Below are 20,234 nucleotides of genomic sequence, written 5' to 3' on the forward strand. Positions count from 1 at the left end.
CTGCTCCACGCCCGGATGCAGAAGACCGGTGGAAGGCCTGCCCTACTCCACGCCGATGAGGAGCAGGGCCCCCTGCCGTCCGCCCCGGTAGAGAACCGTGTCGACGGCGAGGTAGCCCTCGCGGACCCGGCCCTCCAGGTGCTCGGCGACGGTGTCGGGGACGTCGTCGCCGAGGACCAGGGTGACCATCTCGCCCCCGGCCGAGAGCATGCGGTCCAGGACGGCCTCGGCGGTAACCGTGACGTCCGAGCCGATCACGGCCACGTCCCCGTCGATCAGGCCCAGGACGTCGCCGGCCTGGCAGATGCCGGCCATCGTCCAGGACTGCCGTTCGGCGACGGTGACCTCGGCGTAGCGGGTGGCCCCGGCGGCCGAGGTCATGGACACGACGTCCTCGTCGAAGCGGCGGTCCGGCTCGTGCACGGCCAGCGCCGCGATGCCCTGGACCGCCGAGCGGGTCGGGATCAGGGCCACCCGGACGCCCTCCGCGCGGATCTGCTCGGCGGCCGCCGCCGCGGTGTGCCGCAGGTCGGCGTCGTTGGGCAGCAGCACGACCTCGCGCGCGTGGGCCCGCCGTACGGCCTGGACGAGCTCGCCGCTGGCGGGCGGCTCCCCGGGGCGGGCGAGCACGGTCGTCGCACCGGCCTCCGTGTACAGCCGGGCCAGCCCCTCACCGGGCACGACGGCCACGATCGCCCGCTCGGCACGCTCTCGTGGCGGCCGCTCGGCGCCGGTTGTGTGCACGTCACCGGCGCCGAAGTGCGTGATGCGGATGCGGTGGGGCCGTCCGGCCTCGATGCCGGCCTCGACGGCGGCGCCCGCGTCGTCGACATGGACGTGCACGTTCCACAGCCCGTCGCCACCGACCACGACGAGGGAGTCCCCGAGGGCGTCGAGCCGCTCCCGCAGCCGCTCCACGGCCGTGTCCTCGGCGTCCAGGAGGTAGATCACCTCGAAGGCGGGCCCCTCCACACCGGGCACCGCGGCGGTGCCGTCGACGCGCTCCCCCGGGCCGCCGTCGGCGCACTCGCCGAGGCCGCCGTCGACAGGCGCGGAGCCCACGGGGGAAGCGGCGTCCACGGGGGATCCAGTGACCGTGGAGGAACCAGAGGCCGGGGAGGAAGCAGTGGCCGAACTCGCCACCACCCCTCGCGCCCTCTCCCCCGTGAGCGTCTCCACCAGCGCTCCGAGCACCGCGACCAGCCCCCGCCCACCGGCGTCGACCACCCCGGCACGCTCCAGGACGGGCAGCTGGCCCGGCGTCGCGGCCAGGGCCGTGCGGGCTCCGCCGTAGGCCGCCCGGGCCACGGTCCCGCAGTCCCCCTCCGCGGCGTCCGCGGCATCGGCGGCGGCCGAGGCGACGGTGAGGACGGTGCCCTCGACGGGGTGGGCGACGGCCCGGCGGGCGGAGTCGGCGGCGTGGCGCAGGGCGAGCCGCAGCCCTGAGCCGTCGGCGGGGGCGTCGTCGTCGGCCAGCACCTGGGCCATGCCGCGCAGCAGCTGGGCGAGGATCGTCCCGGAGTTCCCGCGGGCGCCGATGAGCGCGCCGTGCGCCATGGCCCGGGCGGCGTCGGCGAGTGTCGGGCCCTCGGAGCCCGTGGCACCGGATCCGGCGGCGCCCGGGCCCGTCGCGGTCACGGGTCCCGCCGCGTGCCCCGCGAACACCGCCTCGACCGCCGCGACCGCCGACTCCAGGGTCAGATACAGGTTGGTGCCCGTGTCGCCGTCCGCCACCGGGTAGACGTTGATCGCGTCGATCTCCTCACGCGCCCGCCCCAGTGTCTCCAGCGCGAGACCGCACCAGGTGCGCACCGCGAGAGCATCGAAGAATGTCTGCGGCACCTGCGCCACTGCGCCTCCTTGAGCTGCTGGACGTGGCACGCAGCGTAGACCCCGGGGCGGTGTCCAGCGGAAGCGGGAGGGGACCGGGCCCCTGAGCTGCCATGGTAGTTTCGCTCTACGGGTGCAGCCGTTGTATGCTGCTCCGGTTGCCCGATCTGATCGGGCCTTCCCCCTGGCAACGCCACTCAGATTTCGACCGGCTGTCCACAGCCCGAGAATCTTGATCCCGGCCTGCCGGGATCAACCGTAAGTGCATCTGAAGTCTTTGGAGTGACCCGTGGCTGCCAACTGCGACGTCTGCGGCAAGGGGCCGGGCTTCGGCAACAACATCTCGCACTCGCACCGCCGTACGTCCCGCCGCTGGAACCCGAACATCCAGCGTGTGCGTACCGTGGTGGGCGGGACGCCGAAGCGCGTGAACGCTTGCACCTCGTGCATCAAGGCCGGCAAGGTCTCGCGCTGACGCTCAGCTAGCGCGCGGCCACTGCTGGTTCGCTGCAGAGCCGGTCCACCTCTGGTGGACCGGCTCTTTGCCGTGCCCGATCGCGGCCGACCCCGTGCCGTACCTGATCGTCCCCTGTCCCGTACCTGATCGTCGCCGGGCTGTGCCGTGTCCGCCCGCCAGCGCTCGGGGCCGGGCCCTGCCCTCAGCGCTCGGGGGCGGCCCGGAAGCGCCAGCCGTGATCCACCGGGCCGATGCCACCGCCGAGCGCGAACCCGGCGGCGACGGCGCCCGTGACGTACTCCTTGGCCGCCGCCACCGCCTCGGGCACGGACTGTCCCTTGGCGAGCTGGGAGGCGATCGCGGAGGCGAGGGTGCAGCCGGTGCCGTGGGTGTGGCGGTTGTCATGCCGCGGCGCCCGCAGCCAGTGCTCCTCGGAGCCGTCCGTGAGCAGATCGACGGCGTCCCCGGGCAGGTGCCCGCCCTTGATCAGCACCCAGCGCGGCCCGTAGGCGAGGAGGGCCTCAGCGGCCCGCCGCAGCTCCCCCTCCGACTCGACCCGGACGCCCGCGATCTGGGCGACCTCGTCGAGATTCGGGGTGGCGACCGTCGCCACGGGCAGCAGCTTCGTACGGACGGAGTCCAGCGCGGAGGCGGCGAGCAGGGCGTCGCCGTGCTTGGAGACACCCACCGGGTCGACGACCGCCGGGGCGTCCGTCCCGGCGATCAACTCGGCGACCGCCTCCACGAGTTCCGCGGAGGCCAGCATCCCCGTCTTGACCGCCCGGACACCGATGTCGTCGACGACACTGCGGTACTGGGCCCGCACGGCCTCCACGGGCAGCTCCCAAGCCCCCTGCACACCCAAGGAGTTCTGCGCGGTCACCGCGGTCACGACGCTCATGCCGTGCACGCCGAGCGCGAGCATCGTCTTGAGGTCGGCCTGGATGCCCGCGCCGCCGCCGGAGTCGGAGCCCGCCACCGTCAGGACGCCCGGGATCATGACTCCATGTCCCCGAAGTGGTCCCAGCCGCCCTTGCTGGTCCACGGCGCCCCGTCGACCGTCACCTGGGGCAGCGCCGACGGGTTGAGGACCTCACCGATGACCTTCCAGCGGGCGGGCAGTTTCACGTCCGGCGGGAAGGTCGCCACGATCGCGTGGTCCTCTCCCCCGGTCAGCACCCACTGCATGGGGTCGACCCCGACGGCCTGCCCGATGTCGTTCATCTGGGAGGGGATGTCGATCGCCCCGGAGCGGATGTCGATCCGCACCTTGCTGGCCTCGGCGATGTGCCCGAGGTCCGCGATCAGCCCGTCGCTGACGTCGCACATCGCGGTCGCGCCGAGCCCCGCGGCGGCCGGGCCCGCGTGATAGGGCGGCTCCGGGCGCCGGTGGGCCTCCACGAACGCCCGCGGCGAGCGGAACCCCCGGGACAGCACCGCGTACCCGGCCGCCGACCAGCCCAGCCAGCCGGTCACCGCGACGCGGTCGCCGGGCTGGGCGCCCGCCCGCGTCACCGGCTCCTGGTTGCGCAGATCGCCGAGGGCGGTGATCGACACCATGATCGAGTCGCCGCGTACGACGTCCCCGCCGACCACGGCGGCACCCGCCACCTGGCATTCGTCGCGCAGCCCGTCCATCAGCTCGCTCGGCCAGGTCACCGGCAGCTCGGCCGGGACGACCAGGCCGAGCAGCAGCGCGGTCGGCACGGCACCCATGGCGGCGATGTCGGCGAGGTTCTGCGCGGCCGCCTTGCGGCCCACGTCGTACGCCGTCGACCAGTCGCGCCGGAAGTGCCGGCCCTCGACGAGGATGTCCGTGCTCGCCACGACCCTGCGGTCGGGTGCGGCCACCACGGCGGCGTCGTCGCCGGGGCCGACCCGCACCGCCGGGGTGGTGGTCAGACGGGAGGTGAGCTCCCTGATGAGCCCGAACTCACCGAGCTCACCAACAGTGCCCTTCATTGCCCGTTCTCCCCTTCTGTCCCTGTCCGTTCCCGGTCGCGAGGCATCTCGGTCCTCGCTACGGTCGAAGTGACCGTCAAGTTCTGCCGGCCCTGCACCCCGGCGCGCACAACCCGGTCCCCGCGGGTCTCCCCGCGGCGAGCGGCGACGCGATACCGTGGCGTTCCTTTTCCCCACATGATCCTCGTGGCCGCCCTGGAGGTTCCGTGGTACAGGCGTACATCCTGATCCAGACCGAGGTCGGGAAGGCCTCGGTCGTCGCCGAGACGATCAGCAAGATCCCTGGGGTCATCCAGGCCGAGGACGTGACGGGACCCTACGACGTCATCGTGCGGGCCCAGGCCGACACCGTCGACGACCTCGGCCGCATGGTGGTCGCCAAGGTCCAGCAGGTGGACGGCATCACCCGCACCCTGACCTGCCCGGTCGTCCATCTGTAGCCCCCGTCTACCCTGTGCCGGTGAACTCTTTCCGTCACCGGCACCGTTGTGTCTTCCGCGTGTTCCGCCTGCCCGCTGTCGCGCTGTTGATCACTGTTGCGGGCTGCTCCTCAGCAGACGACAGCGCGTCGGCGGCGGTTCCCAGTCCGGACGCGAAGGTCGCGGGACTGTGCCGGAACCTGGACAAGGTACTGCCCGCGACGGTGGACGGTGAGCGCCGTGAGGATCCCGAACCCGCGTCGGCGTTGACGGCGGGCTGGGGCAGCCCGGCGATCATACTGCGCTGCGGTGTGCCGCAGCCGCCGAAGATGGTCGACCCGAAGGTGGCCGAGGGACGGGATCCGGATGCCGTCGCCGGGGGTGTGAACGGGGTCGACTGGCTGATGGAGGAGCAGGACGGCGGGGGGTACCGGTTCACCACCGCCAACCGCGAGGCCTACGTCGAGGTCCGGGCGCCCGAGGGCGCGGACAGCTCGGGTGTGCTGATCGATCTGGCCGCGGCAGTGAAGAAGGCGATCCCCAAGGGGATCGCCTCCTGAGCACCGCGTTTCAGAGCGGGTTCACCGCAGGCCCGTGGACCTGCGCAGCGCGGCCTGCACCAGCCGGTCGATGAGCTCCGGGTAGCTCACCCCGCTCGCCTGCCACATCTGCGGATACATCGAGATGGGCGTGAAGCCGGGCATCGTGTTGATCTCGTTGATCACGAACTCGCCGTCCTCGGTGAGGAAGAAGTCCGCGCGCACCAGACCCTCGCAGGACGCCGCGTCGAAGGCGTCGACCGCCAGGCGCTGAACCTCGGCCGTCTCCTCGGGCGTGAGGGGCGCCGGGACGAGCCCCGGGGTGGAGTCGATGTACTTGGCCTCGAAGTCGTAGTACGCCTGCGCCTCGGGCGGCGGGATCTCCGCGGGCAGGGAGGCCCGGGGGCCGTCCTCGAACTCCAGGACGCCGCACTCGATCTCGCGGCCGCGCAGGGCGGCCTCCACGAGGATCTTCGGGTCGTGGCGCTGGGCCTCGGCGATGGCCTCGTCGAGTCCGGAGAGGTCGTCGACCTTGGTGATGCCGATCGACGAACCGGCCCGCGCGGGCTTCACGAACAGCGGCCAGCCGTGCTCGCCGGCGAAGTCGACGATCTTCTTGCGGGCGGCCGCCCGGTCCTGCTCCCACTCGCGGGGACGCACCACCACGTACGGGCCGACCTTCAGCCCGAACGAGGTGAACACCCGCTTCATGTACTCCTTGTCCTGGCCCACGGCCGAGGCGAGCACGCCCGAACCCACGTACGGGACGCCGGAGAGCTCCAGGAGGCCCTGGAGGGTGCCGTCCTCGCCGTACGGGCCGTGCAGCACCGGGAAGACCACGTCGACCTCACCGAGGGCCTTGGGGACCGATCCCGGCTCGCTGTAGACGACTTCGCGGTTGGCGGGGTCGACCGGGAGGATCACCCCGCCCTCGGCGGACTCGGCCAGGGCGTCGACGCTCGGCGGGCGCCGGTCGACGATCGCCATCCGCTCCGGTTCGTCCGCCGTGAGCGCCCAACGCCCGTCCTGCGTGATGCCGATCGGCAGGACGTCGTACTTCGTCCGGTCGATGGCCTTGAGGACGGCGCCGGCGGTGACCACGGAGATCCCGTGTTCGGAGCTGCGCCCGCCGAACACGACGGCCACACGCGGCTTGCGAGGCGGCTGCTCGGGGCTCTGGGGGAGGTTCTCGGTGCTCATATCGCGTTGAGAGTACCCGTTGGTAGGGCCGCTAGTAAGCGCCGCCGGCCTCGCGTCGCTCAGCGTCGTTCGGGCTTCGCGCTGCGCGACATCAGCTCCTTGAGGGCCACCACGGGGGGCTTGCCCTCGTGCACGATGCCGACCACCGTCTCCGTGATGGGCATGTCGACGCCGTACCGGCGGGCCAGGTCGAGCACCGACTCGCAGGACTTGACGCCCTCGGCGGTCTGCTTGGTGACCGCGATGGTCTCCTGGAGGGTCATGCCCTTGCCGAGGTTGGTGCCGAAGGTGTGGTTGCGCGACAGCGGCGACGAGCAGGTGGCCACCAGGTCACCGAGGCCCGCGAGTCCGGAGAAGGTCAGCGGATCGGCACCGAGGGCCATGCCGAGCCGGGTGGTCTCGGCGAGGCCGCGGGTGATGAGGGAGCCCTTGGCGTTGTCGCCGAGTCCCATGCCGTCCGCGATGCCGACGGCGAGGCCGATGACGTTCTTCACGGCTCCGCCCAGTTCGCAACCCACCACGTCCGTATTGGTGTACGGCCGGAAGTACGGCGTGTGGCAGGCGGCCTGGAGGCGCTGGGCGACGGCCTCGTCGGTGCAGGCCACCACGGCGGCGGCCGGCATCCGTGCGGCGATCTCCCGCGCCAGGTTGGGCCCGGTGACCACGGCGATCCGCTGCGGGCCGACCTTGGCGACGTCGTCGATGACCTCGCTCATCCGCATCGCGGAGCCGAGTTCGACGCCCTTCATCAGCGACACCAGGACCGTGCCGGGGGCCAGCAGCGGGCTCCACTCGGCGAGGTTGCCGCGCAGGGTCTGCGAGGGGACCGACAGCACCGTGAAGTCGGCGTCCGCCGCGGCCTCGGCGGGGTCGGTGGTGGCCCGGACGTTCTCCGGGAGCTCGACCCCCGGGAAGTAGTCGGGATTGGTCCGCGTGGAGTTGATCGCCTCGACGACCTCCGGGCGGCGCGCCCACAGGGTGACCTCGCACCCCGCGTCGGCGAGCACCATGCCGAAGGCCGTGCCCCACGAACCGGCGCTCAGGACCGCCGCCTTGACCGGCTTGCTCACTTGCCCAGCCCCTCTTCCTGCACGGTCTGCCCGGACTTCAGGTGCGTCTGCGTCTGTGCCTGCGTGCGGCGCCGCTGCTCGATCCGCTCCCGGCGCGGGTCGTACGGCGTCTCGGGCGCCTTCTCGCCGCGGATCTGCTCCAGCTGGGCGGTGACGGCGGCCATGATGACCTCCGTGGCCTCCTTCAGCAGCTCCGCGGTCATCTCCCGGTCGTAGAACCGCGCGAGGTCCACGGGCGGCCCGGCGAGTACGCGGTGCGTCTTGCGCGGCAGCAGGTTCGGCTTCTTCGCGTACGGCGGCAGCAACTCGTTGCAGCCCCACTGGGCCACGGGGATCACCGGGCACTTGGTCTGCAGGGCGACGCGCGCGGCCCCGGTCTTGGCGGTCATGGGCCAGCCGTCCGGGTCGCGGGTGAGGGTGCCCTCGGGGTAGAAGGCGACGCATTCACCGCGGTCCACGGCGTCGATCGCGGCCCGGAAGGCGCTCAGCGCGTCCGTGCTCTCGCGGTAGACGGGGATCTGCCCGGTGCCCCGCATCGCGGCCCCTATGAATCCCTTCTTGAAAAGCCCGCTCTTCGCGAGGAATCGCGGGACGCGCCCGGTGTTGTACTGAAAGTGCGCGTAAGCGAAGGGATCAATGTGCGAATTATGGTTCACCGCGGTGATAAATCCACCCTCTGCCGGAATGTGCTCCATTCCACGCCAGTCCCGCTTGAGCAGAACCACCAGCGGCGGTTTGCAGATCACCGCGGCGAAGCGGTACCAGAAGCCGATTCTGCGGCGGGGCACGCGGACACCTTCCTCTAGGGCCTGAAGCCGGGGCCACGGGGGCCGCACAAGTGTCGCCCCAGGCCGCCGGTCTGTCGAGAACACCGTACGCCCCGGCACGCCGCCCGCCCGAGGCCCCGGGTGACAATGACCGCGACAAGAGGAGGACGGAACACCCGTGCAGTGGACCCTGGTCGTACCCCTGAAGCCCCTGGCAGAGGCCAAGAGCAGGCTTGCGGACACCGCGGACGACGGGCTGCGGCCGGACCTGGCGCTGGCCTTCGCGCAGGACACGGTGGCGGCCGCGCTGGCCTGTCCGGGGGTGGGGGATGTGGCAGTCGTCACGGACGACGCCCGGGCGGGCCGTGAGCTGGCCGCACTGGGCGCGGCGATCATCCCGGACGAGCCGGGCGGCGGTCTCAACGCCGCCCTCGCACACGCGACGCGGTCCGTACGGTCCGTGCGCCCGGCCCGGGCGGTGGCCGCGCTGAACGCCGATCTGCCGGCTCTGCGCCCCGCGGAATTGTCCCGGGTACTCGATGCCGCCGCCGAATTCCCGCGGGCTTTTCTCGCGGACGCGGCCGCAATCGGCACGACCTTGCTGGCCGCCGCCCCGGGCCGGGAATTGCGCCCGGCCTTCGGCACGGACTCCCGGGCCCGGCACCGCGCGTCGGGGGCCGTGGAACTGTCCCTCTCCGCCGTCGATTCCGTACGCCAGGACGTGGACACCGGCGACGACCTGCGCAGCGCGCTGGCCCTGGGGGTGGGCCCTCATACGGCCGCGGCCGCCGCGCGGTTGCTCATTCCCGGGCAGTAGGCTGCGGCCATGCAGGCGACCGCGTACACGTACGACCCCGAGAGCCGCAGCGGGCAGGTGCTCCTGGACGACGGCACCCCGGTGCCCTTCGACGCGGCCGCGTTCGACGCGGGGGGACTCAGACTGCTGCGCCCGGGCCAGCGGGTCCGCATCGAGGTGGAGGGCGCGAGGGACGCGCTGCGGATCACACTGGTGACCCTCCAGACCCTCTGACCTCACGCTGAACACGCCGCGGGCCGGACTCCGTGCGGAGTCCGGCCCGGCGCGTGAGTACCCCGGTGCCCTTACTTCTTGCGGGCGGTGGTCTTCTTGGCGGTGGTCGTGCGCGCCGTCGACTTCTTGGCGGGGGCCTTCTTGGCCGTGGCCTTCTTCGCCGGGGCCTTCTTCGCGGTGGTCTTCTTCGCGGCGGTGGTCTTGGACGTCGCCGTGGTCTTCTTGGCGGGCGCCTTCTTCGCGGTGGTCTTCTTCGCGGCCGCGGTCTTCGTCGTGGCCTTCTTCGCCGTCGTCTTCTTGGCGGTGGTCTTCTTGGCGGCGGCCGACTTGGTGGTCGCCTTCTTCGCGGCGGCCTTCTTGACCGTCGCGCCGGCACCGCCGGTCAGGCTGCCCTTCGGCGCCTTCTTCACGGAGACCTCGCCGCCGCGCGGGAGCTTCTTCGAGCCGCTGACCAGGTCCTTGAAGCCCTGACCGGCGCGGAAGCGCGGAACGGAGGTCTTCTTGACCCGAACCCTCTCGCCCGTCTGGGGGTTACGGGCGTACCGGGCCGGACGGTCAACCTTCTCGAACGAACCGAAGCCGGTGACCGAGACCCGCTCACCCGAGACGACCGCGCGGACGATGGCGTCCAGTACATGGTCGACAGCGTCGGCGGCCTGCTGGCGGCCGCCCATCTTGTCGGCAATCGCTTCTACGAGCTGCGCCTTGTTCACGTCTTCCCCTTCGGAGACATCGCCAGAACGAAAGTGTTCAAGCTTTTTCGCACGTTAGGCAGATATATACCGCAAATCAAACACGAAACGGGCTTATCACCCTTGTGCCGCAACGAACTCGACGGTGTCGAAGGGTTCAGCGTTCCTCGTCGGGGAGACGTCCCTCGTCGAGGTCCGCATTGAACCGCTCCAGCCGCCTTGCCGCGTCGGCGAGATCGTGCTTGGCCGCGGCCGTAATGACCAGCAGCTTCCGGGTCAGCGCCATCCGTACGCCCTCCGGGACTTGCAGTGCGCGCACCCTTGTGTGCGCTTCCTTGAGTTGGTCCGCGACTGCCGCATAGAGCTCGAGTTGGCCGTCGTGTTCCATGCACAGATTGTGCCATCTGGGGCGAGTTGTCGCCTGCGCAGGGGACAACTGCCGCCTCAAACGGCCTTCCCGGCACACGTGGAAGTCACGGCTGTACTCCTCGCGTACCCCAGCAACCACCCGCTTAACGTGGGAAGTTGGCAGCGGAACAACGGGTGGGCAGGGCCGTTCGGGTGCAGAGACGGCTGTACCCCCGATCGGGCTGATCGGGGGTACGGAGGGGGTGTTGCCGTGGCCGAAAGTCGCCTTGTTCAGAGGCGGCGGACCGTGCCCGGGGTCAGACCGGGAGGGTGCGCGGCTTGAACGACGGGCGCTTGGCCTCGTAGGCGGCGATGTCGGCTTCGCTCTGGAGGGTGATCGAGATGTCGTCGAGGCCATTCAGCAGCCTCCAGCGGGAGTTCTCATCCAGCTCGAAGGAGGCGGTGATGCCCTCGGCCCGCACCTCGCGGCGCTCCAGGTCGACGGTGATCTCGGCCTGCGGGTCCTTCTCGGTGAGCTCCCACAGCGCGTCGACGGTCTGCTGCTCCAGCACGACCGTGAGCAGGCCGTTCTTGAGTGAGTTGCCGCGGAAGATGTCGGCGAAGCGGGAGGAGATCACGGCCTTGAAGCCGTAGTTCTGCAGGGCCCAGACGGCGTGCTCGCGGGAGGAGCCGGTGCCGAAGTCGGGGCCGGCGACCAGCACGGTCGCCCCCTGCCGCTCGGGCTGGTTGAGGATGAACTGCGGGTCCTTGCGCCAGGCCTCGAACAGCCCGTCCTCGAACCCGTCGCGCGTGACCTTCTTGAGCCAGTGGGCGGGGATGATCTGGTCGGTGTCGACGTTGGAGCGGCGCAGCGGGACGGCCCGGCCGGTGTGGGTGGTGAAGGCTTCCATGACTGTTCAGACTCCAGCGGGCGTGACGGCGTCGGCGGACAGGTCGGCCGGGGAGGCCAGGTGGCCCAGGACGGCGGTGGCGGCGGCGACCTGGGGGGAGACCAGGTGGGTGCGGCCGCCCTTGCCCTGCCGGCCTTCGAAGTTGCGGTTGGAGGTGGACGCCGAGCGCTCACCGGGGGCGAGCTGGTCGGGGTTCATGCCCAGGCACATCGAGCAGCCCGCGTGCCGCCATTCGGCGCCGGCCTCCTTGAACACCACGTCCAGGCCCTCGGAGACGGCCTGCAGACCGACCCGCGCCGAGCCCGGGACGACCAGCATCCGTACCCCGTCGGCGACTTTGCGGCCCTTGACGAGCTCGGCGGCGGCGCGCAGGTCCTCGATGCGGCCGTTGGTGCAGGAGCCTACGAAGACGGTGTCCACCTTGATGGAGCGCAGCGGCTGGCCGGCCTCCAACCCCATGTACTCCAGGGCCTTTTCGGCGGCGAAGCGCTCCGAAGCGTCTTCGTACGAAGCGGGGTCGGGGACGGACGCCGAAAGCGGTGCGCCCTGGCCCGGGTTGGTGCCCCAGGTGACGAACGGCGACAGCTCGGCGGCGTCGATGACGACCTCGGCGTCGAACTCGGCGTCGTCGTCCGTCCTGAGCGTCTTCCAGTACGCGACGGCGGCGTCCCAGTCCTCGCCCTCGGGGGCGTGCGGGCGGCCCTGGAGGTAGGCGAAGGTGGTCTCGTCCGGGGCGATCATGCCCGCGCGGGCGCCGGCCTCGATCGACATGTTGCAGATGGTCATGCGGGCCTCCATCGAGAGCTTCTCGATGGCCTCGCCGCGGTATTCCAGGACGTAGCCCTGGCCGCCGCCCGTGCCGATCTTCGCGATGATCGCCAGGATCAGGTCCTTGGCGGTGACACCCTCGGGCAGTTCGCCGTCGACCGTGATCGCCATGGTCTTGGGGCGCGTCATCGGCAGCGTCTGCGTGGCCAGGACGTGCTCGACCTGCGAGGTGCCGATGCCGAACGCCAGCGCGCCGAAGGCGCCGTGCGTGGAGGTGTGCGAGTCGCCGCAGACGACGGTGGTGCCGGGCTGGGTCAGGCCCAGCTGCGGGCCCACCACGTGCACCACGCCCTGCTCGACGTCGCCCAGCGGGTGCAGACGCACCCCGAAGTCGGCGGCGTTCTTGCGCAGCGTCTCCAGCTGCACCCGCGACACCGGATCCGCGATCGGCTTGTCGATGTCGAGGGTGGGGGTGTTGTGGTCCTCGGTCGCGATGGTGAGGTCCAGGCGCCGCACACTGCGGCCGCTCTTGCGAAGGCCGTCGAAGGCCTGCGGGCTGGTCACCTCGTGCAGCAGGTGCAGATCGATGAAGAGAAGGTCGGGCTCGCCCTCCGCGCGCCGGACGACGTGGTCGTCCCAGACTTTCTCCGCGAGTGTCCTACCCATCGCTGTTCCCTCCGGCCGACGACGATCCGCCGACCCAACTAGAGATCTTGAGGAGGCGATGCCCGGACCCCTGCTTCCGGGCACACACCGCCAGGCCCTTATGTCACGGGCCGTTGTGACTTCGTGATTCCAGGGTGGCGGGTTCCACGGAAAATTGAACTTGCGTTTCACAGAGTGAGACGGGAGTATCGTTGCATGGACAACAGTAGCGGCGTCGGCGTTCTGGACAAGGCGGCCCTCGTCCTGAGCGCTCTGGAGTCCGGTCCGGCCACCCTCGCGGGTCTGGTCGGTGCCACCGGACTGGCACGACCCACGGCCCACCGCCTGGCCGTGGCGCTGGAACACCACCGCATGGTGGCGCGCGACATGCAGGGCCGTTTCATTCTCGGCCCTCGCCTGGCCGAGCTTGCCGCGGCCGCGGGTGAGGACCGTCTCCTCGCCACCGCCGGCCCGGTGCTCACGCATCTTCGTGACATCACGGGCGAGAGCGCGCAGCTCTATCGCCGCCAGGGCGACATGCGCATCTGCGTCGCCGCGGCGGAGCGCCTGTCCGGACTGCGGGACACCGTCCCGGTCGGTTCGACGCTCACGATGAAGGCCGGCTCCTCGGCGCAGATCCTGATGGCCTGGGAGGAGCCGGAGCGGCTGCACCGCGGTCTACAGGGGGCGCGCTTCACGGCGACGGCCCTGTCGGGTGTGCGGCGGCGTGGCTGGGCGCAGTCGATCGGTGAGCGGGAGCCGGGTGTCGCGTCGGTGTCGGCGCCGGTGCGGGGGCCGTCGAACCGGGTGGTTGCCGCGGTGTCCGTGTCCGGGCCGATCGAGCGGCTGACGCGTCACCCCGGGCGGATGCATGCGCAGGCTGTGATCGATGCGGCGGGGCGCCTCTCCGAGGCGTTGCGGCGCACCGGCTGAACCGACTGATCGCCCTTGGGGAGAGCAGGCCTCAACGCCGCGGCAGGCTTTCCCCGAGTACGCGCCGCAGAACGTGCGGTTTCGCTGTCGAGCGCAGGGCGGCCGCGGCTGATCGCGCAGTCCCCGCGCCCCTGAAAGCCAAGAAGGCCCTCCACCGAAGTGGAGGGCCTTCTCTGTTGTACCCCCGACCGGATTCGAACCGGCGCTACCGCCTTGAGAGGGCGGCGTGCTAGGCCGCTACACAACGGGGGCCTGGACACTGCGTTTCCGCAGGTCCGAGCTGGTCTACCTGGACTCGAACCAAGACTAACTGAACCAGAATCAGTCGTGCTGCCAATTACACCATAGACCAATGTGGTTTAGACCAGTCAGTACCCCCGACCGGATTCGAACCGGCGCTACCGCCTTGAGAGGGCGGCGTGCTAGGCCGCTACACAACGGGGGCCCTAGCAGTCCCGAGATGATCGTCGATCTGCCGATCTTCGGAACCAGTACCCCCGACCGGATTCGAACCGGCGCTACTGCCTTGAGAGGGCAGCGTGCTAGGCCGCTACACAACGGGGGCGATGCAGATAAGCTCTGCGAGCTGGCCTACCTGGACTCGAACCAAGACTAACTGAACCAGAATCAGTCGTGCTGCCAATTACACCATAGGCCACTGGAACGCAATCCCCCGAGGGGTTCGTGTTCTAGCTTTGCGCCTGGGGTTCCGGCCTTCCGGCCCGCTCCCGCGGCGCAGGAAGAACATTACCCGAAGGTGGACGGGGCTCCAAAACGAGTATCCGAGCCCAGCAGGGACGGCAGTTCGGCGAGTGAGGCGATGCGGTGCGGCCCGACGGGCGGTTCGATCGTGGCGTACAGACCGCCGCGGTCGATCCACACCGACAGCAGCCCCGCGTCGGCGGCGCCCCGTCCGTCGATCTCCGGATGGTCACCGACGTAGGCGACCTGGTGCGGCGGGAGCCCGAGGAATGCGCAGGCCGCGAGGAACGCACCGGCCTCGGGCTTGGAGACGCCGAGCTCGGCCGCGCACAGGATGGTCTCGAAGCGGTCGTGGACGCCGAGGGCACGCAGCTTGCGGTCCTGGACGTGGAGGCTGGAGTTGGAGAGCACGGCGTGCCGGTGGCTGGCGGCGAGGGCGTCGAGGACGGGCAGGACGTCCGGGAAGAGGGCCCAGACCGCCTCGTAGTGGGTGACGTACCGCTGGAACCAGGCGTCGGCCTCGGTGTCGGTGAGGTCCTGGTCCAGGAACGCCCGGACGCGGTCGCGCCGCTGGTCCTCGAAGGTGACCTCGCCGGCGGAGAAGCGCGCCCACTGCACTTCGGTGGTCCTCCGCCAGTGGTCGATGGCCTGCTCGACGCTGTCGTAGCGGTCGAGCAGGCCCTCGGCCGCGAGGTGGGCGTGCATGCCGAGCCGGTCGGCGGTGGTGTAGTCGAAGAGGGTGTCGTCGACGTCCCAGACCACGGCGTGGATGCTCATGCTCCGACCGTACCCACCGCGTTCCGTTCTCAGCCCGGGTTCATGGTGCCCGAGAGGGTGAGTCGGGGCCTTGGCCGTCGCGGGGGTGAGCGGTGAGTTTCCAGGTGAGCGCGCCGCCCGGGGTGCCGCCGCCGCTGTCCGTGGTGCCGTCCCAGGCGGGGCGTACGGCGGCTCCGGTGGAGGCGCCGGTCAGGGTGCGGACTCTCTTGCCGAAGGCGTCGGTGAGGGTCAGGGTCCAGGTGGAGGGCTTGTTCAGCTGCCAGACCGGAGTCCAGGGGAAGGATGTGCCGATCACGGACGGCGAGTGGACCTGGGCCTCCATCTGCGCGAGGGGCGAGGTGGGGACGCCGCTGGGGACGATCGAGACCTCGCCGTACGTGCCGTTGAGGTAGGCGATGGCGCCGCCGAAGCGGTCGACCGCCCAGCGGCCGTTGCTGCCGCCGGTGTTCCGGTCCGTGGCGGGCAGCTTCACCAGGGCGCGGGTGGTGGCCGTTCCGGTGTGGAAGTCGGTGAGCAGCAGTTCGTGGGTGGTGCGGTTCTCGCGCAGCAGGAAGCCGTCGGCGAGGCGGGCCGGGCCGAGGTCGGCCGGGACCGTGATCTTGCGCTGGGTGGCCCGGTCGTAGACGCCGGCCGAGGTGCCGCAGGACCAGTACAGCCAGGTGTTGACGGCCTGGATGTCGGTGGGGATGCAGGGGGCGCCGGTGGCGATGGATGTGGTCGTGCCGGTCTTGATGTTGCGGCCGGTGACCTGGCCCTGGGCGCTGCCCGGGGCCCACAGGGTCTGCCCCCACACCGCGGCGGCGGTGCGGTCACGGGTGAGGGTCGTCTCGCCCGCGGTCGCGGCGCGCGGGAAGTCGACGACCCGCTGCTTGCCGGAGCCGCCGTTGTAGAGCACGTACCGGCCGGTGCCGCCGCCGGTGCGGCCGCGGGAGTCCCCGTCCGTGGGCGCGCTGAGGACGGTGGTGGTGTCGAGGCCGACGGTGACGACGGACGCCTGGCCCGTCTCGCTGGTCCACAGGTGACTGACGCGGCCGTCGCCGAGGGCCTCCAGCTGAGGGCAGGCGGCGTCACCGGTGAGGCAGGTGGGTGCGCTAAGTCCGGGGCTGCGGCGCCTCTGCGGGCCGTTGGGCCGGCCGGCGGCGTCCAGCTGGAAGCTGCTGTAGCGCAGCGAGGCGCCGGGCGTCGCTCCATACAGGAACAACTCGCCGCCGGCGAGGGCCAGTCCCTCGACGCCGGTGGCCGCGGCGGGGACCCGGGCGACTTCGGCGGTGGTGAGGCCGCCGCTGCCGTCAGGGGTGATCCGGTGGATGTTCCAGTCGAGGCTGGAGGGGCCGGCGGTGGCGAGGGCGCCGCCGTCCAGGGTCGGGCCGATGCCGCCGAACGACGAGGGGAGCACGGTGGTCGAGGCGCCGGTGACCAGGGACCGGGCGGTCAGCGCGGCCTCGGTGCCGCCCAGCACGAAGCCGGGGTTGCCGATCAGGAGCTGGTCGCCGACGACGGCTTCGAGCTGGGTGTCGGTGCTGGTCAGGGCGGTGGGCTCGGTGCCGGGTCCGGCGTCCACCCGGATCGCCTTCCAGTCGGCGACGAGCCAGCGGTCGTTGAAGGCGAGCTGGGGGGTGGCGCTGTCGCCGGTGACGTACGTGCGGAACGTGCCGTCGGAGAGGTCGACCAGGCCCACGGACGTCTTGCCGTCCAGCGCGTAGACGATCGCGAGGCGGGTGACCGAGCCGCCGGTGCGGTAGAGGACGGGGCGGGCGCCCGTGGGGAAGCCGGTGACCGGGGTGTCCACGGTGAGGGTGCCGTCGACGGTGCGCAGCACGTGCAGGGCGCCGGTGCCGTCCATGGTCAGCACGCTCCAGCCGACGGCGGCCCGGTAGGCCTGGCCGGTGGGGATCGTGACGGTGGCGGTGACGCCCGTGGAGCGGTGCTTCTGGGCGACGGTCTGGCCGTCGCGGGTGTTCACGACGTCGGTGCCGGTGGCCAGGTCGTCCGGGCCGGCGTGGGCGGGCGGGGCTGTGTCGGGGTAGTCGACCGTGGTGACCGAACTGGTCCCCGGGCGGTACTGGAAGCCGGACGCGCCGGCCCACGGGTAGTCGACGGTCACGCGCTTCTCGGTGGCCAGCCGCACCGTACCGGCCGGCTCGTCGACCGCGGGCGCCGCCTGCGCGGGTGCGGTCAGCACCGTGCAGGACAGGGCCATCGCCCCGCCGACCGCCGCGTGGACGAGTCTTCGTGAACGGATCATGCTCTCTCCCCCGGGACCAGGGCGCACACGCGCACCGTGCGCACAGAGGGCATCCAACGTCCCTTCCTGGGACGGGAGTTGGCCGGAAGGGTGAACTCCGGGTGACGGCTGGGAGGACACGGCGAGGGCGGCGCCCGAACCGGACGCCGCCCTCGTGGTGTGGGATGTCGCGCGCTACGCGGCCAGCTTCGCCAGCGCCGCGTCGATCCGGGCCAGGGTGGTCTCCTTGCCCAGGACCTCCAGGGACTCGAACAGCGGCAGACCGACCGTGCGGCCGGTGACGGCGACGCGGACGGGGGCCTGGGCCTTGCCGAGCTTCAGGCCGTGCGCCTCGCCGGCGGCCAGGACGGCCTCCTTGAGCGACTCGGCGGAGGTCCAGTCGGCGGCCTCCAGCTTCTCGCGGGCCGTGCGCAGCAGGGCGTCCGAGCCCTCCTTCATCGCCTTGGCCCAGGAGGCCTCGTCCTCGACCGGCTCCGGCAGGAACAGGAAGTCGACGTTGTCGGTGATCTCGGAGAGGACCTTGAGGCGGGTCTGCGCGTGCGGCGCGATGGCCTGCCACTTCGCCTCGTCGAAGGCCTCCGGGTCCCAGGGGGCGAACGGGGGCTGGAGCCAGGGGCGGCAGCGCTCCGTGAAGTCCTTCACATCCAGCAGACGGATGTGGTCGCCGTTGATGGCTTCGCACTTCTTGAGGTCGAAGCGGGCCGGGTTGGGGTTCACGTCGGAGATGTCGAACGCCGCGATCATCTCGTCGATCCCGAAGACGTCCTGGTCGGCCGAGAGGGACCAGCCGAGCAGCGAGAGGTAGTTGAGCAGGCCCTCGGGGAGGAAGCCGCGCTCCCGGTAGAGGTTGAGGGAGGACTGCGGGTCGCGCTTGGAGAGCTTCTTGTTGCCCTCGCCCATCACGTACGGCAGGTGGCCGAAGGACGGGATCTCCTTGGCGATGCCGAGCTCGATCAGCGCCTTGTAGAGGGCGATCTGGCGGGGGGTGGAGGAGAGCAGGTCCTCGCCGCGCAGGACGTGGGTGATCTCCATCAGGGCGTCGTCGACCGGGTTGACCAGCGTGTACAGCGGGGCGCCGTTGGCACGGACGATGCCGTAGTCCGGGACGTTCTCCGGGGTGAAGGTCAGTTCGCCGCGGACGAGGTCGGTGAAGGTGATCGTCTCGTCGGGCATCCGGAAGCGGACGATCGGCTCACGCCCCTGGGCCTGGTACTCCTCGACCTGGGCGGCGGTCAGCTCGCGGCAGTGGCCGTCGTAGCCGGAGGGCTTGCCGGCGGCGCGGGCGGCCTCGCGGCGGGTGTCCAGCTCGTCCTGGGAGCAGTAGCAGCGGTAGGCGTGACCGGCGTCGAGCAGCTTCTGCGCGACGTCCTTGTAGAGGTCCATGCGCTGCGACTGGCGGTACGGCGCGTGCGGGCCGCCGACCTCGGGGCCCTCGTCCCAGTCGAAGCCCAGCCAGCGCATCGCGTCGAGCAGCTGGGTGTAGGACTCCTCGGAGTCGCGGGCGGCGTCGGTGTCCTCGATGCGGAAGACCAGGGTGCCCTGGTGGTGCTTGGCGAACGCCCAGTTGAACAGGGCGGTGCGCACCAGGCCCACGTGGGGGTTACCGGTGGGTGAGGGGCAGAAACGGACGCGTACTGGAGTGCCGGATGCGCTAGCCACGCTTGACAACCTTGTTGGTGAGAGTGCCGATGCCTTCGATGGTGACGGCGACCTCGTCGCCGACGTTCAGGGGGCCGACCCCAGCCGGGGTGCCCGTGAGGATCACGTCGCCGGGGAGCAGCGTCATGGCCTCGGAGATGTTGACGACCAGGTCCTCGATGGAGTGGATCATCTCGCTGGTGCGGCCGAGCTGGCGCTGCTGGCCGTTGACCGTGAGCTGGATGGTGAGGTCGCTCGCGTCCAGGTCCGTCTCCACCCAGGGGCCGAGCGGGCAGGAGCTGTCGAAGCCCTTGGCCCGGGCCCACTGCTTCTCGCGCTTCTGCACGTCGCGGGCGGTGACGTCGTTGGCGCAGGTGTAGCCGAAGATCACGTCCTTGACGCGTTCGCGCGGGACCTCGCGGCACATCCGGCCGATGACCACGGCCAGCTCGGCCTCGTGGTGCACCTCCTCGGAGAACGAGGGGTACTGGATCTCGTCGCCGGGGCCGATCACCGAGGTGGACGGCTTGAAGAAGGCGAAGGGGGCGTCGGGCACCTCGTTGCCCAGCTCGCGCGCGTGCTCCGCGTAGTTGCGGCCGAAGGCCACGACCTTGTTCGGGAGCACCGGCGGCAGCAGCCTGACCTTGCCGACCGGCACCTTCGTGCCGGAGAGCTCGAAGTCCGCGAACGGGATGCCCTTGATGATGTTCAGGACGAGCTCGTCCTGCTTGTCGCCCTCGATGGCGCCGAAGGCGACGTTCCCGTCGATGGAGAACCTGGCGATGCGCACGGGATGCTTGGCCCCTTGACTGAAGCGGCTGGAGTCTGACGGTCCAGGCTAACGCGGGGAGGTGACCTCGCCCCGCGCATTACGCGGCGGCGCCCCGGCACGCACGAAGGGGCGCCCCGTCCTGGGGGCGCCCCTCCGAAATCCGGTGCCCGGCGCCATGAGCATCCGGCGGCCGGCGCGCGTACTAGCGGGTGTCACTCCGCGGCCGCGGCGGCCGCGACGGGGATCTCCATGAGGACGGTGCGCTTGGGGTTTGCGGTCTGGGCCGGCAGGTCGACGGGGTGTTCCGGCTGCTCCGGCGTCTGCAGTTCGTCGGCGTCGTTCAGGTGTGCCAGCGTCGTGCGTCGCGGGTTGGCGATCTTGTGGAACATCGTCGTCGTCTTCACTGTTTACTTGACCCTGTCCTGTGACGGGCGCCGGCAGGGTGGGTGTGAACCCCCGTACGGGCGCGGGTTGTCGATAGTGCCATCGCTGTAAAGCGTCAGGCTAAACATCCAATTCCCCGGCCCGG

General features: G+C 71.0%; 21 protein-coding genes and 5 tRNA genes. 6 read left to right on the forward strand and 20 right to left on the reverse strand.

Features of this window, described 5'->3' with window-relative positions:
- Positions 1-42 precede the first annotated feature (42 nt).
- A complete protein-coding gene (locus ACFZDI_RS00640; protein ID WP_391246864.1) occupies positions 43-1,851 on the reverse strand; it encodes a DAK2 domain-containing protein in 1,809 nt (602 codons plus the stop codon).
- Positions 1,852-2,119: 268 nt separating this feature from the next.
- On the opposite strand from ACFZDI_RS00640, the gene rpmB reads away from it, so the two are divergent.
- Complete coding sequence (gene rpmB, locus ACFZDI_RS00645) at positions 2,120-2,305, forward strand: 50S ribosomal protein L28 (RefSeq protein WP_003993230.1); 186 nt, start codon at positions 2,120-2,122, stop codon at positions 2,303-2,305.
- A 184-nt stretch (positions 2,306-2,489) separates the two neighbouring features.
- On the opposite strand, the gene thiD is transcribed toward rpmB, so the two are convergent.
- Both thiD and ACFZDI_RS00655 read right to left on the reverse strand, forming a co-directional pair.
- Entirely contained in the window at positions 2,490-3,287 is a 798-nt protein-coding gene (gene thiD, locus ACFZDI_RS00650) for a bifunctional hydroxymethylpyrimidine kinase/phosphomethylpyrimidine kinase (protein ID WP_391246866.1), read from the reverse strand.
- Positions 3,284-4,249 (reverse strand): thiamine-phosphate kinase, encoded by a 966-nt coding sequence (locus tag ACFZDI_RS00655; protein ID WP_234848388.1) that lies wholly within the window; start codon positions 4,247-4,249, stop codon positions 3,284-3,286. Before ACFZDI_RS00655 ends, thiD begins: the two co-directional genes overlap by 4 nt.
- Positions 4,250-4,455: 206 nt before the next feature.
- Between ACFZDI_RS00655 and ACFZDI_RS00660 the strand changes: the two genes are divergently transcribed.
- Positions 4,456-4,689 (forward strand): Lrp/AsnC family transcriptional regulator, encoded by a 234-nt coding sequence (locus tag ACFZDI_RS00660; RefSeq protein WP_030851968.1) that lies wholly within the window; start codon positions 4,456-4,458, stop codon positions 4,687-4,689.
- Between the two features lie 20 nt (positions 4,690-4,709).
- Positions 4,710-5,228 (forward strand): DUF3515 domain-containing protein, encoded by a 519-nt coding sequence (locus tag ACFZDI_RS00665; protein ID WP_234848389.1) that lies wholly within the window; start codon positions 4,710-4,712, stop codon positions 5,226-5,228.
- A gap of 21 nt (positions 5,229-5,249) precedes the next feature.
- On the opposite strand, the gene ACFZDI_RS00670 is transcribed toward ACFZDI_RS00665, so the two are convergent.
- From ACFZDI_RS00670 to ACFZDI_RS00680, 3 genes are read right to left on the reverse strand one after another with little or no spacing between them, the layout of a single operon-like run.
- Positions 5,250-6,407, reverse strand: a complete 1,158-nt coding sequence (locus tag ACFZDI_RS00670; RefSeq protein ID WP_234848390.1) for a D-alanine--D-alanine ligase family protein — start codon at positions 6,405-6,407, stop codon at positions 5,250-5,252.
- Between the two features lie 59 nt (positions 6,408-6,466).
- Positions 6,467-7,477, reverse strand: coding sequence for an NAD(P)H-dependent glycerol-3-phosphate dehydrogenase (locus ACFZDI_RS00675; RefSeq protein WP_234848391.1), 1,011 nt, complete (start codon positions 7,475-7,477; stop codon positions 6,467-6,469).
- Positions 7,474-8,265 (reverse strand): 1-acyl-sn-glycerol-3-phosphate acyltransferase, encoded by a 792-nt coding sequence (locus tag ACFZDI_RS00680; RefSeq protein ID WP_234848392.1) that lies wholly within the window; start codon positions 8,263-8,265, stop codon positions 7,474-7,476. The genes ACFZDI_RS00675 and ACFZDI_RS00680 overlap by 4 nt, the downstream gene beginning before the upstream one ends.
- 157 nt (positions 8,266-8,422) lie before the next feature.
- On the opposite strand from ACFZDI_RS00680, the gene cofC reads away from it, so the two are divergent.
- Together cofC and ACFZDI_RS00690 are read left to right on the forward strand one after the other, a co-directional pair.
- Entirely contained in the window at positions 8,423-9,061 is a 639-nt protein-coding gene (gene cofC, locus ACFZDI_RS00685; RefSeq protein WP_234848393.1) for a 2-phospho-L-lactate guanylyltransferase, read from the forward strand.
- Positions 9,062-9,070: 9 nt separating this feature from the next.
- Positions 9,071-9,274 (forward strand): hypothetical protein, encoded by a 204-nt coding sequence (locus ACFZDI_RS00690; protein WP_104781455.1) that lies wholly within the window; start codon positions 9,071-9,073, stop codon positions 9,272-9,274.
- Positions 9,275-9,345: 71 nt separating this feature from the next.
- Here ACFZDI_RS00690 and ACFZDI_RS00695 read toward each other — a convergent pair whose 3' ends face one another.
- The 4 genes from ACFZDI_RS00695 to leuC form a co-directional block, all read right to left on the reverse strand.
- Positions 9,346-9,987 carry an HU family DNA-binding protein gene (locus ACFZDI_RS00695; RefSeq protein ID WP_234848394.1) on the reverse strand — a complete coding sequence of 214 codons (642 nt, stop codon included), beginning with the start codon at positions 9,985-9,987 and terminating at the stop codon, positions 9,346-9,348.
- 136 nt (positions 9,988-10,123) lie between these two features.
- Positions 10,124-10,354 carry a hypothetical protein gene (locus ACFZDI_RS00700; RefSeq protein WP_234848395.1) on the reverse strand — a complete coding sequence of 77 codons (231 nt, stop codon included), beginning with the start codon at positions 10,352-10,354 and terminating at the stop codon, positions 10,124-10,126.
- Between the two features lie 277 nt (positions 10,355-10,631).
- Positions 10,632-11,225, reverse strand: a complete 594-nt coding sequence (leuD, locus tag ACFZDI_RS00705; protein ID WP_391246871.1) for a 3-isopropylmalate dehydratase small subunit — start codon at positions 11,223-11,225, stop codon at positions 10,632-10,634.
- 6 nt (positions 11,226-11,231) lie between these two features.
- Complete coding sequence (gene leuC / locus ACFZDI_RS00710; RefSeq protein WP_234848397.1) at positions 11,232-12,659, reverse strand: 3-isopropylmalate dehydratase large subunit; 1,428 nt, start codon at positions 12,657-12,659, stop codon at positions 11,232-11,234.
- A gap of 195 nt (positions 12,660-12,854) precedes the next feature.
- On the opposite strand from leuC, the gene ndgR reads away from it, so the two are divergent.
- Positions 12,855-13,571: an IclR family transcriptional regulator NdgR gene (gene ndgR / locus ACFZDI_RS00715; protein ID WP_003993203.1), complete on the forward strand. Its 717-nt coding sequence runs from the start codon at positions 12,855-12,857 to the stop codon at positions 13,569-13,571.
- A gap of 179 nt (positions 13,572-13,750) precedes the next feature.
- Here ndgR and ACFZDI_RS00720 read toward each other — a convergent pair.
- The 10 genes from ACFZDI_RS00720 to ACFZDI_RS00765 form a co-directional block, all read right to left on the reverse strand.
- Positions 13,751-13,823: transfer RNA gene (locus ACFZDI_RS00720), tRNA-Glu, on the reverse strand.
- A gap of 28 nt (positions 13,824-13,851) precedes the next feature.
- Positions 13,852-13,923: transfer RNA gene (locus ACFZDI_RS00725), tRNA-Gln, on the reverse strand.
- 20 nt (positions 13,924-13,943) lie between these two features.
- A tRNA-Glu gene (locus ACFZDI_RS00730) sits at positions 13,944-14,016 on the reverse strand.
- 47 nt (positions 14,017-14,063) lie between these two features.
- A tRNA-Glu gene (locus ACFZDI_RS00735) sits at positions 14,064-14,136 on the reverse strand.
- A 21-nt stretch (positions 14,137-14,157) separates the two neighbouring features.
- Positions 14,158-14,229, reverse strand: a tRNA-Gln gene (locus tag ACFZDI_RS00740).
- Positions 14,230-14,318: 89 nt separating this feature from the next.
- Entirely contained in the window at positions 14,319-15,050 is a 732-nt protein-coding gene (locus tag ACFZDI_RS00745) for an HAD-IA family hydrolase (protein WP_391246873.1), read from the reverse strand.
- Positions 15,051-15,090: 40 nt separating this feature from the next.
- Positions 15,091-17,295 carry a hypothetical protein gene (locus tag ACFZDI_RS00750; RefSeq protein WP_391246875.1) on the reverse strand — a complete coding sequence of 735 codons (2,205 nt, stop codon included), beginning with the start codon at positions 17,293-17,295 and terminating at the stop codon, positions 15,091-15,093.
- Between the two features lie 174 nt (positions 17,296-17,469).
- Complete coding sequence (gene gltX / locus ACFZDI_RS00755; protein WP_391246877.1) at positions 17,470-18,954, reverse strand: glutamate--tRNA ligase; 1,485 nt, start codon at positions 18,952-18,954, stop codon at positions 17,470-17,472.
- Positions 18,947-19,723: a fumarylacetoacetate hydrolase family protein gene (locus tag ACFZDI_RS00760; protein ID WP_234848401.1), complete on the reverse strand. Its 777-nt coding sequence runs from the start codon at positions 19,721-19,723 to the stop codon at positions 18,947-18,949. The genes gltX and ACFZDI_RS00760 overlap by 8 nt, the downstream gene beginning before the upstream one ends.
- Before the next feature lie 194 nt (positions 19,724-19,917).
- A complete protein-coding gene (locus ACFZDI_RS00765; RefSeq protein ID WP_053668778.1) occupies positions 19,918-20,109 on the reverse strand; it encodes a hypothetical protein in 192 nt (63 codons plus the stop codon).
- Between the last annotated feature and the right edge of the window lie 125 nt (positions 20,110-20,234).

Origin of the sequence: Streptomyces sp. NPDC007907 (assembly GCF_042959365.1) — a bacterium.
Lineage (GTDB): Bacteria > Actinomycetota > Actinomycetes > Streptomycetales > Streptomycetaceae > Streptomyces > Streptomyces indiaensis.

Bases quoted from the DNA above. Each gene is read 5' to 3' on its own strand.
- ndgR (WP_003993203.1), top strand. From the start codon at position 12,855: ATGGACAACAGTAGCGGCGTCGGCGTTCTGGACAAGGCGGCCCTCGTC.
- leuC (WP_234848397.1), bottom strand. From the start codon at position 12,659: ATGGGTAGGACACTCGCGGAGAAAGTCTGGGACGACCACGTCGTCCGG.
- leuD (WP_391246871.1), bottom strand. From the start codon at position 11,225: ATGGAAGCCTTCACCACCCACACCGGCCGGGCCGTCCCGCTGCGCCGC.
- ACFZDI_RS00670 (WP_234848390.1), bottom strand. From the start codon at position 6,407: ATGAGCACCGAGAACCTCCCCCAGAGCCCCGAGCAGCCGCCTCGCAAG.
- ACFZDI_RS00655 (WP_234848388.1), bottom strand. From the start codon at position 4,249: ATGAAGGGCACTGTTGGTGAGCTCGGTGAGTTCGGGCTCATCAGGGAG.
- ACFZDI_RS00745 (WP_391246873.1), bottom strand. From the start codon at position 15,050: ATGAGCATCCACGCCGTGGTCTGGGACGTCGACGACACCCTCTTCGAC.
- ACFZDI_RS00700 (WP_234848395.1), bottom strand. From the start codon at position 10,354: ATGGAACACGACGGCCAACTCGAGCTCTATGCGGCAGTCGCGGACCAA.
- thiD (WP_391246866.1), bottom strand. From the start codon at position 3,287: ATGATCCCGGGCGTCCTGACGGTGGCGGGCTCCGACTCCGGCGGCGGC.
- ACFZDI_RS00750 (WP_391246875.1), bottom strand. From the start codon at position 17,295: ATGATCCGTTCACGAAGACTCGTCCACGCGGCGGTCGGCGGGGCGATG.
- ACFZDI_RS00690 (WP_104781455.1), top strand. From the start codon at position 9,071: ATGCAGGCGACCGCGTACACGTACGACCCCGAGAGCCGCAGCGGGCAG.